Origin of the sequence: Bradyrhizobium sp. 147 (assembly GCF_023073935.1) — a bacterium.
Classification (GTDB): Bacteria; Pseudomonadota; Alphaproteobacteria; order Rhizobiales; family Xanthobacteraceae; genus Bradyrhizobium.
This window is the reverse complement of sequence record NZ_JADPKL010000097.1, coordinates 39,144-53,644: the sequence shown is the minus strand read 5'-3', so window position 1 is coordinate 53,644 and position 14,501 is coordinate 39,144. Positions and strand designations below refer to the sequence as shown.

General features: G+C 64.4%; 13 protein-coding genes and 2 pseudogenes. 10 read left to right on the top strand and 5 right to left on the bottom strand.

Annotation, left to right across the window (positions count from 1 at the left end; all coding sequences use genetic code 11):
- Nucleotides 1–180 (bottom strand): hypothetical protein, encoded by a 180-nt coding sequence (locus tag IVA87_RS24505; protein ID WP_247278567.1) that lies wholly within the window; start codon nucleotides 178–180, stop codon nucleotides 1–3.
- A 155-nt stretch (nucleotides 181–335) separates the two neighbouring features.
- On the opposite strand from IVA87_RS24505, the gene IVA87_RS24500 reads away from it, so the two are divergent.
- The gene (locus IVA87_RS24500) at nucleotides 336–1,133 is read left to right on the top strand and encodes a class III extradiol ring-cleavage dioxygenase (protein WP_247335381.1); all 798 of its coding nucleotides are present in this window, start codon (nucleotides 336–338) and stop codon (nucleotides 1,131–1,133) included.
- A gap of 32 nt (nucleotides 1,134–1,165) precedes the next feature.
- On the opposite strand, the gene IVA87_RS24495 is transcribed toward IVA87_RS24500, so the two are convergent.
- The 3 genes from IVA87_RS24495 to glgC are packed head-to-tail and all read right to left on the bottom strand — an operon-like array spanning nucleotide 1,166 to nucleotide 4,171.
- Nucleotides 1,166–1,426, bottom strand: a complete 261-nt coding sequence (locus IVA87_RS24495; protein ID WP_247306424.1) for a SemiSWEET transporter — start codon at nucleotides 1,424–1,426, stop codon at nucleotides 1,166–1,168.
- Nucleotides 1,427–1,457: 31 nt separating this feature from the next.
- Nucleotides 1,458–2,912 carry a glycogen synthase GlgA gene (gene glgA, locus IVA87_RS24490; RefSeq protein ID WP_247335380.1) on the bottom strand — a complete coding sequence of 485 codons (1,455 nt, stop codon included), beginning with the start codon at nucleotides 2,910–2,912 and terminating at the stop codon, nucleotides 1,458–1,460.
- Nucleotides 2,909–4,171 (bottom strand): glucose-1-phosphate adenylyltransferase, encoded by a 1,263-nt coding sequence (gene glgC / locus IVA87_RS24485; RefSeq protein WP_247335379.1) that lies wholly within the window; start codon nucleotides 4,169–4,171, stop codon nucleotides 2,909–2,911. Before glgC ends, glgA begins: the two co-directional genes overlap by 4 nt.
- Nucleotides 4,172–4,533: 362 nt before the next feature.
- On the opposite strand from glgC, the gene IVA87_RS24480 reads away from it, so the two are divergent.
- On the top strand, nucleotides 4,534–4,974 hold the full coding sequence (locus IVA87_RS24480; protein ID WP_247335378.1) for a hypothetical protein: 441 nt from the start codon (nucleotides 4,534–4,536) through the stop codon (nucleotides 4,972–4,974).
- 125 nt (nucleotides 4,975–5,099) lie between these two features.
- Here IVA87_RS24480 and IVA87_RS24475 read toward each other — a convergent pair.
- Nucleotides 5,100–6,082 (bottom strand): annotated as a pseudogene (locus IVA87_RS24475) (ABC transporter substrate-binding protein).
- A 474-nt stretch (nucleotides 6,083–6,556) separates the two neighbouring features.
- Between IVA87_RS24475 and IVA87_RS24470 the strand changes: the two are divergent.
- From IVA87_RS24470 to IVA87_RS24435, 8 genes and pseudogenes are all read left to right on the top strand, one after another.
- Nucleotides 6,557–7,660 carry an ABC transporter substrate-binding protein gene (locus IVA87_RS24470; protein ID WP_247335376.1) on the top strand — a complete coding sequence of 368 codons (1,104 nt, stop codon included), beginning with the start codon at nucleotides 6,557–6,559 and terminating at the stop codon, nucleotides 7,658–7,660.
- Nucleotides 7,638–8,660 carry an ABC transporter permease subunit gene (locus IVA87_RS24465; RefSeq protein WP_247335374.1) on the top strand — a complete coding sequence of 341 codons (1,023 nt, stop codon included), beginning with the start codon at nucleotides 7,638–7,640 and terminating at the stop codon, nucleotides 8,658–8,660. The genes IVA87_RS24470 and IVA87_RS24465 overlap by 23 nt, the downstream gene beginning before the upstream one ends.
- On the top strand, nucleotides 8,654–9,445 hold the full coding sequence (locus tag IVA87_RS24460; protein WP_247335371.1) for an ABC transporter ATP-binding protein: 792 nt from the start codon (nucleotides 8,654–8,656) through the stop codon (nucleotides 9,443–9,445). The genes IVA87_RS24465 and IVA87_RS24460 overlap by 7 nt, the downstream gene beginning before the upstream one ends.
- Nucleotides 9,439–10,611, top strand: a complete 1,173-nt coding sequence (locus IVA87_RS24455) for an acyl-CoA dehydrogenase family protein (RefSeq protein ID WP_247335368.1) — start codon at nucleotides 9,439–9,441, stop codon at nucleotides 10,609–10,611. The genes IVA87_RS24460 and IVA87_RS24455 overlap by 7 nt, the downstream gene beginning before the upstream one ends.
- Nucleotides 10,612–10,638: 27 nt before the next feature.
- Nucleotides 10,639–11,739, top strand: a complete 1,101-nt coding sequence (locus IVA87_RS24450; RefSeq protein ID WP_247335366.1) for an LLM class flavin-dependent oxidoreductase — start codon at nucleotides 10,639–10,641, stop codon at nucleotides 11,737–11,739.
- A 261-nt stretch (nucleotides 11,740–12,000) separates the two neighbouring features.
- Nucleotides 12,001–12,848 (top strand): annotated as a pseudogene (locus IVA87_RS24445) (CmcJ/NvfI family oxidoreductase).
- Nucleotides 12,849–12,950: 102 nt separating this feature from the next.
- Nucleotides 12,951–13,262 (top strand): septal ring lytic transglycosylase RlpA family protein, encoded by a 312-nt coding sequence (locus IVA87_RS24440; protein ID WP_247335365.1) that lies wholly within the window; start codon nucleotides 12,951–12,953, stop codon nucleotides 13,260–13,262.
- 48 nt (nucleotides 13,263–13,310) lie between these two features.
- Complete coding sequence (locus IVA87_RS24435; RefSeq protein WP_247335364.1) at nucleotides 13,311–14,480, top strand: Gfo/Idh/MocA family oxidoreductase; 1,170 nt, start codon at nucleotides 13,311–13,313, stop codon at nucleotides 14,478–14,480.
- Nucleotides 14,481–14,501 lie beyond the last annotated feature (21 nt).

Below are 14,501 nucleotides of genomic sequence, written 5' to 3'. Positions count from 1 at the left end.
TTATGCCGCGAGCTCGACGCGCGGCGCCGGGCTCAGTCGGTCTTCTTCCAGATAGTCCATCGCGCCGTCCTTCTCGACGGCATAGAACTGCTGGCCGTCCCGCGACTTGTAGGCGGCGCGAACGACGCCGCGGCGACCCTTGTCACTGTTGACGACGTCCCCCAGCGCAAACTTCCTCATCTCACGTCTCACTTGTCTTCAGGCCGACTGCTTCGGCCACGGCGGGATTTTGGAAGCCAAATCGTTAACGGCTTGCTAACCATCCCGGTTTGCCTATGCTCGCCGCGAACCGCGCGGGCAGCTCGCGCGCGCCTGTTGCCAGCGAGACGAGCCTGATGACGCGATTTCCGACCCTGTTCCTGTCGCATGGTGGCGGCCCCTGGCCGTTCATGGAGGACAGACGGGTGCAATATGCGAAGACCGCCGCGGAGTTCGGCCGATTACCGCAAATGTTGCCGGAAAGGCCGAAGGCCGTGCTCGTCATCACCGGCCATTGGGAGGCCGACGCCTTCACCGTGTCGACCTCGGCGCATCCGCCGATGGTGTACGACTATTACGGTTTTCCCGAGCATACCTATCACCTCAAATATCCGGCGCCGGGCCAGCCCGAGCTCGCAGCCGAAGTGAAGGTGCTGGTGACGCGCGCCGGGCTCGATTGCCGCGAGGATCCCGATCAGGGCTTTGACCACGGCACTTTCGTGCCGCTCGGCCTGATGTATCCGAACGCCGACATGCCTATCGTGCTGCTGTCGCTGAAGTCGAGCTACGATCCGGCCGAGCATATCAGGCTCGGGCAGGCGATCTCATCGCTGCGCGACGACGGCGTCCTGATCGTCGGCAGCGGGCTGACCTATCACAACATGCGCGGCTTCAATCGACCGGAGTCCAAGCCGGTCTCGTACGACTTCGAGGCCTATTTGAACGAGGCCATCAGCAATCCGGATGCGACACGGCGCAACGCCATGCTCGTCGACTGGGAGAACGCGCCCAGCGCGCGCCTCGCGCATCCGCGCGAGGACCATCTGCTGCCGTTGATGGTCGCCGCGGGCGCCGCCGGCAGCGACATTGGCCGCCGCGTCTTCGTCGACGAGGTCGCCGGCGTGGCGATGGCGTCTTATGTGTTTGGTGGATGATCTTCCTTCTCCGATAAGGGAGAGGGTCATCCTCACCCGTATTTCAGCTTCATGAACAGGATGCCGCCGGCGAGCACCATGGTGATGGCGTTAGCGGCGACCAGCGGGCCGTCGCCGGAGAGCAGGCCGTAGAGGAGCCAGAGCACAAGGCCCAGCACCATGACCAGGAACATGCCGAGCGAGATGTCGCGCGCCGAGCGCGTCTTCCAGACCTTGATGAACTGCGGCGCATAGGCGACGGTGGTGCAGGTGGCGGCGGCAAAGCCGAGCAGCTTGATCGCGAAGGGGTCCATGCCGGCTCTATAGCATGGATTCGGCCATGCCTCACGCGCGGGCCGCCATGAGCTCGCGGTAGAGCGCGGCATAGTCGCCGGCGCGGTTGCGCCAGGAGACGTCGGTCGCAAGGCCGCTCAATTGCAGCCGGCGCCAGGTCAGCTTGTCGTGGAAGACGCTGTTGGCCTTGCGCAGCGTGCCGGCGAGGGCGTCCGCCGTCACGGGGCTGAACTTGAAACCGGTGGCATCGTGGCCGGATGCGTCGGCCTCGCCAATGTCGACGATGGTATCTTCGAGCCCGCCGACGCGCGACACGATCGGGACGGCGCCATAGCGCAGCGCGCAGAGCTGGGTCAGGCCGCACGGCTCGAAGCGCGACGGCACGATCAGCGCGTCCGAGCCGGCCTGGATCAGATGCGCCAGGATCTCGTCATAGCCGATCACGACTCCGATCTGGCCGGGATTGGCGCGTGCGGCGGCCTGGTAGCCGTCCTGCAGATCGCGATCGCCGCTGCCGAGCAGCGCGAGCTGCATGCCTTCACCCAGTATGGTTGGAATGGCCTGGAGCAGGAGATCGAGTCCCTTCTGCCAGGACAGGCGGCTGATGACGCCGAGCAACGGCGCCTCGTCGGAGGAATCGAGATTGAACTGCTGCTGAAGCGCCGCCTTGTTCGCGGCCCGAAACGTGAGGTCTTCCGCGCCGAAGCGGTAGGCGATGTGCGGATCAGTTTGCGGATTCCACACCGAGATATCGATGCCGTTGAGAATGCCGCTGAGCACGCTCGCGCGTGCGCGAAGCAGGCCGCCGAACCCCATGCCTCCTTCGTCGCTCTGGATCTCCCGCGCGTAGGTCGGCGACACCGTGGTGATGCGATCGGCAAATTGCAGGCCCGCCTTCAAAAAGCTGATGCCGCCGAAATATTCGATTTCGTTGACGTTCAAGGAGTGCCAGGGCAGGCCGATCGCGCCAATCAGCTCGGGAGCAAACTTGCCCTGATAGGCCATGTTGTGAATGGTCATCACGGTGCCGGGCCGCGGCCGGTTGTCATAATGCAGATAGGCCGGCACAAGCCCCGCCTGCCAGTCATGGGCGTGCATGATGTCGGGCACGAAAGCCGGAACCAGGCCGTGGCCGATATCGGCGGCGACGCGCGAGAGCGCGGCGAAGCGCACGCCGTTGTCCGGCCAGTCGACGCCTTCGCTGGTCACGTAGGGGTTTCCCGGCCGCGCATAGAGATGCGGCACGTCGAGCACGAACAGATCGAGGCCGTCGTGCGAGGCTGCGAGCAGGCGTCCAGGCCCGCCGAAATAATCCGGCCAACGCCGGATTTCCTCCGCTCCGGCGAGCAGCCGCGTTACGTCGGGATAGCCGGGCATGAGGGTGCGCATCTCGACGCCATGCGCCTTCAGCGCAACCGGCAGCGCGCCGGCGACGTCCGCGAGGCCGCCGGTCTTGACGATGGGGTAGACTTCAGAAGCGACCGCGAGGACGCGAACAGGCGTCATTTATTGAGCCCATCGATCATCGGCTGGGTGATCAGCGAGATGCCCTGCTCGGTGGTGCGGAAGCGCTTGGCGTCAAACTCGGGATCTTCTCCGACGACGAGGCCCTCGGGGATTTCGACGCCGCGGTCGATCACGACGTTCTTCAAGCGAGCCCCGCGCCCAACATTCACGTAGGGCATGATCACCGCATTCTCGACATTGGCATAGGAGTTGATGCGGACACCGGTGAACAGCAGCGAGCGGCGCAGCGAGGCGCCGGAGATGATGCAGCCGCCCGACACCAGGGAGCTCACGGCCTGGCCGCGCCGGCTCTCCTCATCGTGGACGAATTTGGCCGGCGGTGTGATCTCGGCATAGGACCAGATCGGCCAGGCGCGGTCGAACAGGTCGAGCTCCGGTACGACATCGGTGAGATCGATGTTGGCGGACCAATAGGCGTCGACGGTGCCGACGTCACGCCAATAGGCGCCGTTGTGGCTGCTGGAGCGCACGCAGGAGGTCGAGAACTGGTGCGCGAACGCGCGGCCGTTCTTGACGAGGTATGGAATGATGTCCTTGCCGAAATCGTGGTTCGAGTCCGGGTCCTCGGCGTCGCGCCTGAGCTGGTCGAACAGGAATTTCGCATTGAACACGTAGATGCCCATGCTGGCGAGCGAGACGTCCGGCTTGCCGGGCATCGGCGGCGGGTCTTTCGGCTTCTCCAGGAAGGACTGAATCCAGCCCTTCTCGTCGATATGCATGATGCCGAAGCCCGATGATTCCGTGCGCGGCATCTCGAGGCAACCTACGGTGACGTCGGCGCCGCTCTCGACGTGCTCGCGCAGCATCACCTCGTAGTCCATCTTGTAGATGTGGTCGCCGGCGAGTACGACGATGAAGCGGCAGGCGTGAGATTCGATGATGTCGATGTTCTGGTAGACCGCGTCCGCCGTGCCGACATACCACATGTTCTCGGAAACGCGCTGGCTCGCCGGGAGAATGTCAAAACTCTCATTGCGCTCGGGGCGGAAGAAGTTCCAGCCCATCTGAAGGTGCCGGATCAGGCTGTGCGCCTTGTATTGGGTGGCGACCGCGATACGGCGGATGCCGGAGTTCACCGCGTTCGAGAGCGCGAAGTCGATGATGCGGGACTTGCCGCCAAAATAGACCGCCGGCTTGGCGCGCCGGTCGGTCAGCTCCAAAAGCCGGCTGCCGCGTCCACCAGCGAGGACGAACGCCAGCGCCTGGCGGGCAAGCGGTTCACTACCGACGGCACTCATGTCATCCTCCCGCGCTCTGGCGCTTGCCGAGGCCTTTTGTCGCGAGAAGCCCCGCGGTCCCGCGCCCATTGGAACCGATAGTAACGGTACGAATAGTAAATCGGGAAGTAGGTTGTTAGTTGCGAGCGCGGGAAGCTTAATGCTTTGCCCTGATGCCGTTCTTGGCCACCGAGCTCCGGCGTCGCGCCGGTGTCACATGGCGACCGAGCAGGCGCGCTGGCCCGCCAGCGGCCGTCTCGCAGCGAGACGTGAAGGGCACTTGTGCGCCGCACGCAAATTCGAGGCTTTGACTAGGCGCAAGGATGTTCGATCATGGCGATGCGATCCATTTCCAAGCGAAACGTCAGACAGGGAGTAAGACGATGAGGATCTGGAAAACGGCAATTGCCTGTTCGCTGGCCGGCGCGGTCATGGCTGGCCAAATCGAGCAGGCCGCGGCGGGTCCGATGCCGACCAACGTCGCGAGCATGAAGGCTGCCGTCGGCGATGATGTCACGCAGGTGCATTGGCGCGGCGGCGGCTGGGGCTGGGGTCTCGGCGGCCTCGCGGCCGGTGCGATCATCGGCGGCGCCATCGCCGCCAGCACCGCGCCTTACGCCTATGGCTACTATGGCGGCCCGTACTACGGCGGCTATGGCTATCCGGGGTACGGCTATGGTTATGCCCCGGCTTATTACGGCTATGGGCCCGCCTACGCTTATCCGCGATACTATCGGCCGTATCGTCCGTACTACGGCTATCGTTACGGCTACTACCGGCCATATCGGGTCTTTCACCGGCCTTACTATCGTGGATATTGGTAAGGTTTTGCGCGGCTAGAGCGCGAGCCACACGATCATGCTCATGCTGGCCAATTGCATGAGCACGATCGCGGCGAGCTGCAGCGGGCCGGCCTCGAGGCGAAGTCTGCGCATCCCGCCGGGTCCAATTAGTTCGATCCTGCGGCCGCAGGCGTGAAGCTGCGGTCGACGGCTTTGCCGACGTCGAGCTTTTTCGGCAGGATGCCATAGCGCGTGGAGCGGTCGGAGGCTTCCTGCACCTCCTTCACGACGTTCTCGTCGATCACGATCGGGCTGGTGCGCTGCGCGGTGTAGGCCGAGAGCAGCACGTCTTCCGGCAGCTTGGTCAACTCGGCCGTGTTCCTGGCATACTCGGAAAGGTGATCAAGCGACCATAGCCGCGCCTTGTTCAGCCGCTGCACAAGATCCTGCACCGCCGCGCGCTTGGTGGCGATGGCGTTGTCGGAAGCGACGATGAAGGTGATGGTTGGCGTCAGGCCTTCGCCGTCGGCGATCACGCGGGCTTTGTCCTTCAGCGTCGCGAACGAGACGTAGGGCTCCCACACCGCCCATGCATCGATCGAGCCGGCGAGCAGCGCGATCTTGGCGTCGACCGGTCCGAGCGGCGCGAAGGTCGCATCCTCCAGCTTGATCTGCGCCTTCTCCAGCGTCGCGTCGATCAGAAACTGGCCCCAGCCGCCGCGCGTGCCGGCGAGCCGTTTGCCCCTGAGGTCGGCGGCCGACTTGATCGGCGAATCCTGGCGCACCAGGATGGCCTGCGTCTTCGCGTCTGACCTTGTGCCGCCGATCGCTTTGATCGGCGCGCGCCGGCCGCATAGACCGACAGGAACGAGAGATCGCCGGTATAGCCGACGTCGAGCGCACCGGCGTTGAGCGCTTCCAGGATCGGCGCGGCCGCGGGGAATTCCGACCACTCGATTCTATAGGGCAGGTCTTTCGTGTAACCGGAGATTTCGAGCAGCGACCGGTTGCCGCCTTTCTGGTCGCCGACGCGCAGCACGACGGTGTCGGCCGCGAACGATGCGGCGGCCGTCGACAAGGTGAGGGCGGCGGCAAGCAGCGATGCCGCGAGACGGCGGGTGATGGGATGATGATGGGAGTTGATGCGCATGTGGCCTGTCTTGTTGGTTTGCTCACGACGCGTGAGCGAGCGATGCAGCGAGATGATGAAGTCTATGACCGCGCGCTGCGCAGTCAATGAAATGGCTATCCGTATTGCAGAGGCGGCAGGCAAGGACGTTTTAGCAAAGTGATGCTTTCGAGAAAGTGCGGTGTGCGCGGCCGAAATTGCGTAGGAAAGAAGCAGGGAGCGGGAAGCCCGGCGCTCTGCCAAAGGATGCAGCGGTGAAAATCCTTTCATCGTTCGCGAGGGTGGCGATGGAGAGAATGACTTCGCTTCGCCAAACATTCGAAATTCCATTTCATTGACGATGCGGCGACTGCGCCGCATCATTTGCGCATCGCATCAACGCGGCGCGTGAAGCGCCGGCGAAAAGATTTTCTCTCAAACGCAGCTCCGTACGGAACATGCGCAAGCGAGCCGTTGCGCATGTAGCGGAGCCGTGCCAGCGCAGGAGTGGGACCGATGAGCAACGACGACAAGCGCAGTGGATCGAGGCTCGACCGGCGCCATCTGCTCCAGGCGGGGCTTGCGGCAGCCTTCGCTGCGCCGTTCGGCGCTCTTGGTGCGGCACACGCGTTTGCGCCGCGCGGGTTCGCGCCCGGCGTCGACTTCTCGGAATTTCCATTGTGCCAGACGGCATCGAATGCACCTGCGCTCACTGGCGCTCCGCGCAAGCTGAAACTGTCGTGGAATGCCGGCGCGGTCTGCCTCGCGCCCGTGCCGGTCGCCATCGAGCACGGCTTCTTCCAGAAGCACAATCTCGACGTCGAACTCGTCAACTATTCCGGCTCGACCGACCAGTTGCTCGAGGCGATCGCGACCGGAAAGAGCGACGCCGGCCTCGGCATGGCGCTGCGCTGGCTGAAGCCGCTGGAGCAGGGGTTTGACGTCAAGATCGCCGCCGGCACCCATGGCGGCTGCATGCGGGTGCTGTCGCGCAGCGATTCCGGCGTCGCGAAGCTCGCCGATCTCAAGGGCAAGATCGTCGCGGTCGGCGACCTCGCCGGCCCCGACAAGAATTTCTTCTCGATCCAGCTCGCCAAGCTCGGCATCGATCCGATCAAAGACGTCGATTGGCGCGCCTATCCCGGCAATTTGCTCAACGTCGCCGTGGAGAAGGGCGAGGTGCAGGCCTTCCTGTCCTCCGATCCGCTCGCCTATCTCTGGCTGAAGGATACTCAGTACAAGGAAGTCGCTTCCAATCTCGACGGCGAGTATCGCGAAAAGAGCTGCTGCATCCTCGGCGTGCGCGGCAGCCTGGTGCGCGAGGAGCCGCAGATCGCCCGCGCGATCACGCAAGCGCTGCTCGATGCCGCGATGTTCACCGCGCAGAATGCGACGATTGCCGCACAATCGTTCCAGCCCTACGCACCGAAGGCGGCCACGCTCGCCGACATCGAGGGCATGGTGCGCTATCACACCCACCACCATCATCCGGTCGGCGACGCGCTCAAGCGCGAGCTCAAGGCCTATGCCGATGATCTGAAGAGCGTGCAGGTCTTCAAGCCGAGCACCGACACGGCCAAATTCGCGGAGCGCATCTATGTCGACGTATTCGCTGTCTGACGGCCTCGCCTCCGGCGCGCCGCGCCTCTCTCGCGCGCCACTGCTTGCGAAGTGGGTCCGGGAGACCGGCGCCGGCGTGCTCGCAAGCATCGCCTGGATCGGCTTTGGCCTGTCCTGCCTGTGGTGGCAGGATGTCGGCGACTGGTCGCGCACGCATTCGGTCGGCATTGCAGCCTTCATCGTCGCTGCCGTCGCCCTGTTCGGAACGGTGGCTGCCGATTATCTCGGCTCCGCAGGCCGCGGCTTGCGCAAGCGCGCGCCCTGGCTAGTGGCGCTCGGCGCGTTCCTGACCTTGTGGGAGGTCGCGACAGCAAAATTCGCCTGGCTGCCGCTGCCGTTCTTTCCGCCGCCGCAATCGATCGTCGAGGTCTATACCGATGATCTGCCAAAGCTGCTCGACAGTGTCTTTGCGTCCGTAAAACTCCAGCTCGGCGGTTATCTGGTCGGCGCCACGATCGGCTTTCTGACCGGCGTCTCGATCGGCTGGTCGCGTGCAGTCGGTTATTGGATGCATCCGGTGCTGCGCTTCATCGGTCCGTTGCCGGCGACCGCGTGGCTGCCGATTGCCTTCTTCACGTTCCCGTCGAGCTGGAGCGCCTCGACCTTCCTGATCGCGCTGGCGACCGGCTTTCCGGTCACCGTCTTGACCTGGTCCGGCGTCGCCAGCGTCAGCAACGCCTATTACGACGTCGCGCGGACCTTGGGGGCCAAGCCGTCCTTCCTGGTGCTGAAGGTCGCGATTCCGGCGGCACTGCCGCACGTGTTCGTCGGGCTGTTCATGGGCCTCGGCGCGTCCTTCGCGGTGCTCGTCGTCGCCGAGATGATCGGTGTCAAGGCGGGCCTCGGCTGGTACCTGCAATGGGCGCAGGGCTGGGCCGCCTATGCCAACATGTATGCGGCATTGATCGTGATGTCGCTGCTCTGCTCCGGCGCGATCACGCTGCTGTTTTCGATCCGCGACCGCCTGCTGGTCTGGCAGAAGGGGACTGTCAAATGGTAGCTCTGGCTCAAGCGATCGCGCGTCCGGCTGCCGGAGCCGCGCTCGATATCGAGCAGGTCAGCCATGCCTTCGACATCGACGGCGCCGAGCTGCCCGTTCTCAGCGACGTCAGCATCTCCGTCGAGCCCGGCGAGTTTGTCGCGCTGCTCGGTCCCTCCGGTTGCGGCAAGTCGACCTTGCTGCGGCTCGTCGCCGGCCTCGATAAGCCGAGGTCCGGAACGCTGCGCGAGGACGAGAGCCGCATCATCAGTCCACATCCCTCGCGCGTGGTCGTGTTCCAGGATCCGACCCTGTTTCCCTGGCGGTCGGTCTGGGACAACGTCGCTCTGGGCCTCGAGGCCCAGGGCATTTTGAAGAGCCAGCGCCACCGCGTCGACGATGCTCTCGATCTCGTCGGGCTGTCGTCTTTCCGCAACGCTTATCCGCACCAGCTCTCCGGCGGCATGGCGCAGCGCGTCGCGTTGGCGCGAGCGCTAGTGAACGATCCCAAGATCCTGGTTCTCGACGAGCCATTGGGAAAACTCGACTCGCTGACCCGCATCACCATGCAGGCCGAGCTTGTCTCGGTGTGGCAGCGCAGGGGCTTTACCACGCTGCTGGTGACGCACGATGCCGAGGAAGCCTTGGTGCTCGCCAACCGCGTCATCGTCTTCAGTGACCGCCCGGCAGGGGTCAAGGCCGACATCCGTGTCGATCGGCCCTATCCGCGCCACCGCGGCGATCCCTATCTGGCCGATCTGCGCCGCCAGATTCTCGGTCTGCTGGGGTTGGACGCGACATGGTGACTCCCGTAGCCAAAGGACGCACGGCCCCCGCCGAGCCCGATTACATCGCGCGTGCTGAAGAGTTGGCAGCAGGTTTTGCCGCACGCGCCGCCGAGCATGACCGCAATGGCAGCTTCCCTTTCCAGAATTTTCGCGAGCTCTCCGAAGCGGGCCTGTTGTCGCTCACGGTTCCTGCGGCTCATGGTGGGGCCGGCGCCGGCGCACGATACGCCGCGCGCGTGATCGGCATCATCGGCAAGGCCGATCCGTCGACGGCGCTGGTGCTGTCAATGCATTACATCAATCATCTCGTCATGCCGCGGAGCCCGACCTGGCCGGCGCGGCTGTCACGCAAGCTTGCGTGCGAAAGCGTCGAGGGCCTGGCGCTGATCAACGCGCTGCGCGTCGAGCCGGAGCTCGGCTCGCCCGCGCGCGGCGGTCTGCCGGCGACGATCGCGCGGCGCACCGAAACCGGCTGGCGCCTCTCCGGTCACAAGATCTATGCGACGGGATCGCCGATCCTGAAATGGTACCTGGTCTGGGCGCGGACCGACGAGGCGGAGCCGCGGGTCGGGCAGTTCCTGGTGCCGGCGGGCCTGCCGGGCACGCGCATCGTCGAGACCTGGGACCACCACGGCCTTCGTGCCAGCGGCAGTCATGACGTCATCTTCAACGACGTCGTGATCCCGCTCGACGCCGAGGTCGATGTCCGCAAGCCGGCGGATTGGCGCACGCCCGACATGACGCAGGCGACCATCCATACGGTGTTCGTTGCCGCGATCTATGACGGCGTCGGCCGCGCCGCGCGCGACTGGCTGATCACGTTCCTGAAGCAGCGCGTTCCCGCCGCCCTCGGCGCGCCGCTCGCGAGCTTGCCGCGGGCGCAGGAGATTGTCGGTGCCATCGAGGCGCGGCTCGCGGTCAATGCACGGCTGATCGAATCATTTGCGCGTGATTTCGATGATGGCGTCCAGCTCTCGGCGAGCGAGTCCAACGTCATCAAGCTCACCGTCACCAACAATGCCGTCGCGGCGGTCGAGGATGCGCTGTCGCTCTCCGGCAATCACGGCCTCAGTTGCACCAATCCGCTGGAGCGCCACTATCGCGACGTGCTGTGCGGGCGCGTGCACACGCCGCAGGACGATTCCACGCGCAGCGGTCTCGGCCGCGCCGCATTGGGCCTCTAGCTTTCAGAAAAAATCAGGGAGACGGTCATGTCGATCCAGTTCATCGGCTTCATCAGCAACAACAATTCGTCCGAGACCATCGTCCGCGAAGGGCCGGTGCTCAATCCGACCCACATCGAGACGGTGGCGAAAGCGCATGAGAATGCCGGCTTCGATCGTGCGCTGCTGGCGTTTCATTCGACCTCGCCCGATGCGCTCCAGGTCGCGCAGCACGTCCTCGGCGTCACCGATCGCCTGAACGTGTTGATCGCGCAGCGGCCCGGCTTCACCGCCCCGACGCTGCTGGCGCGGCAGTTCGCGGCGCTCGACCAATTCTCGCGCGGCCGCGTCGCGATCCATGTCATCACCGGGGGCAATGCCACCGAGCTCCGGCAGGACGGCAACACGCTCGACGACAAGGACGAGCGCTACGCTCGCACTTCCGAATTCCTCGACGTCCTCAAGCTGGAATGGACCAGCGACAAGCCGTTCACCTACAGGGGCAAGTACTACCAGGTCGAGAACGCCTTTTCGCAAGTGAAGCCGTATCGCCCGGAAGGCATCCGCGTCTATTTCGGCGGTGCTTCCGATGCGGCGATCGACGTTGCCGGCAAGCACGCCGACACCTTCGCGCTGTGGGGTGAATCCTATGCGCAGGTACGCGACGTCACTTCCCGCGTCCACAACGCGGCGGTCCGGCACGGGCGGCCGACCCCGCGCTTCAGCCTGTCAGTGCGGCCGATCATCGCGCCGACGGAGAAGCAGGCCTGGGAGAAGGCGGAGGACATTCTGGCGCGCGCGACCGCGGTTCAGGACAAGACCGGCTACCGCAAGCCCGCCGACGGCCACGCCACGGCCGGCGCGCGGCGCCTGCTCGCACTCGCCGACCAGGGCAGCCGCATCGACAAGCGGCTCTGGACCGAGATCGCGAAGCTCACCGGCGCCAACAGCAACACCACCGCGCTGGTCGGTACGCCCGAGCAGGTCGCGGAAGCCTTTGGCGACTATTACGACCTCGGTATCAGCCATTTCCTGATACGCGGCTTCGATCCGCTGATTGATGCCATCGAATATGGCCGCGAGCTGATCCCGCTGACGCGTGAACTGATTGCGAAGCATCAGGCTGTCCGCGGCGCGGCCGCGGAATGATCCGTCTCACGTGTCCGGTGCGCTGCTAGAGTAGGATACACTCTTGTTCCGGACACGGCGGCGTCCGAGGCACGAGATCTCACGCATTGCTCAAGCGTCCGTGAAATGAGAGTGCGCCCTTCTACGCGAAAAGCCGCTCTCGAAACGTTCCTTCTGCATTTCGCGTCCCCGACAACATCCCCATTGCTATTTGCGCCCGCTCCCTTGCGCCACGCCACTTCCCGCCGAGATGCTTTAGACGACCACATCGGGAGACCGGCCATGGGCCTACAAGAAACAAAAATCGAATCGCTTCCCTTCGTCACCGCCGAACTCAACTATCTCGCGCCGGTCTCAGGCAAGCCGCGTACCTACGCCTTCGATCCCCCGCCGGGCGAGCCGAAGAGCACGGCGATTGCCGAGCCGCATCAGGTCCCGATCTTTGATGCGCGGCTGATTGCGCAGAATTTCTCGCTTGATCGCAAAGGCTTCGCGCTGGTGCGTCATCCGACCCGCGTGAAGGATTTCTACAACGAGGAGGAGGTCAGGGCGGTCTATTATCCCGCCGTGGAGGCGTTCCTGCGCGCGACGCTGAAGGCCGATCGTGTCTTCATCTTCGACCACACCGTGCGCAAGCGCATCGAGGGTGCCGCCGACATTCGTGGCGGTGGCCCGCGCCAGCCGGCGACGCGCGTGCATGTCGACCAGACCGCCGTCTCCGGCGCCAACCGCGTGCGCGAGCATCTGCCTGACGAAGCCGAAGAATTGCTGAAGGCTCGCGTCAAGGTGATCAATCTGTGGCGGCCGATCCGCGGCCCTTTGCGCGATTCACCGCTGGCAATGGCCGACGGCACGACGGTTGCGCCCGACGATCTCGTCGCTTCCGATTTGATCTATCCCAATCGTCGCGGCGAGACCTATTCGGTAAGGTACAATCCGAACCACCGCTGGTTCTATTTCCCCGAGATGACCTCAGACGAGGCGCTGCTGCTCAAGTGCTATGATTCCGCAACCGATGGCCGCACGCGGTTCGGGCCGCACACACCGCCTTCGTCGATCCGACCACGCCGCCAGATGCCGCGCCGCGCGAGAGCATCGAGGTGCGCACGCTGGTGTTCCACAAACAGTAACAAAGTGTGATGGTACTGCCGGGCGTTGCCCGGCACTGTTTCCGGAACTTTGGGGAACAAAGCGACGTTTGCAGCGCCGGGCTGGGCAACCGGGAGGGTGCCGTGCAAGCGCAGACGCTATTGGTGTTTCTTGCCAGCTTTTTGCTTTTTGCCTTTTCTGCTGCCCACGCCGAAAGCGGGCTTGCTTCGTACTACGGATACGCCAAGGCTGGCAGAGGCGGCGAACTGACATGCGCGCACCGGACGCGTCCTTTCGGCACCGTGCTGAGAGTGTCCTATAGCGGTCGAACGATCCAGTGCCGCGTCAACGATCGTGGCCCGTTCATCCGCGGCCGCATCGTCGATCTTTCAGTACCGGCCGCGCGGGCGCTCGGCATGATGAGCGCCGGCGTGGTGCGGGTCTCGGTGGATTAGGCCGGCCAGCGGGTTATAGTGCCTCCCAAAGCAAGGGTGAGGGGCGCTATGGCCAGAATCAGAGTCGGACTCGTCGGCTGCGGCTTCGTGTCGGAGCTGCACATGTATGCGTTCCAGCGCGTCTATGGCGTCGACGTCGAGGTCGCGGCGGTGGCCGCGCGCGGCGATCACGTGATCGAGTTTGCGACCCGCCACCATATCCCGCGGGTCTATCGCAGCTTCGCGGAAGTGATTGCGGACCGTGAGCTCGATGTCATCGACATCTGCACCCCGCCCAATCTCCATGCCGAGATGATCGTCGCCGCCATGCAGGCGGGCAAGCACGTCATCTGCGAAAAGCCCTTCGCCGGCTATTTCGGCCACAACGGCGACGAACAGCCGATCGGCAAGCGCGTGCCGAAGGCGCTGATGTACGAGCGCGTGCTCGAGGAGATGGACGCGACGCGGGCCGCGATCGAGCGTAGCGGCAAATTGTTCATGTATGCCGAGGACTGGATCTACGCGCCCGCGGTGACCAAGACCGCGGAGATCATCAGGGCTACCGGCGACAAGATCCTGTTCATGAAGGGCGAGGAGAGCCATTCCGGCTCACACGCCGCACATGCCGCGCAATGGGCGATGACCGGCGGCGGCTCGCTGATCCGCATGGGCTGTCACCCGCTCTCGGCCGTGCTCTACCTCAAACGGGTCGAGGCAAGGGCGCGCGGCGAGACCATTCGCGTCGGCAGCGTCACTTGCGACGTCGGCAACGTCACCGCTGGCCTCAGGCCCGAAGAACGCACCTATATCAAGGCCAATCCGATCGATGTCGAGGATTGGGGCACGCTGACTGCGACCTTCTCCGACGGCACCAAGGCGACGGTGTTCTCCGGCGACATGATCATGGGCGGTGTGCGCAACCTGATCGAGACCCACACGAGCGGCGGCTCACTGTTCGCCAACATCACCCCGAACACGCATCTCATGAGCTACCAGACCAGCGAGGAGAAGCTCGCCAGCGTCTACATCACTGAAAAGGTCGATCGGAAAACCGGCTGGCAATATGTCTGCCTCGAGGAGGAATGGACGCGCGGCTACTTGCAGGAGATCCAGGACTTCATGGAATGCGCCGCGACGGGACGGCAGCCGCTGTCGGACCTCGCGCTCGCGTACGAGACCATCAAGGTGAACTACGCGGGCTATTGGGCGGCGGAGGAGGGGAGAAGGGTGGTGTTGTAAGGGCATAGCTCTCTTACCATC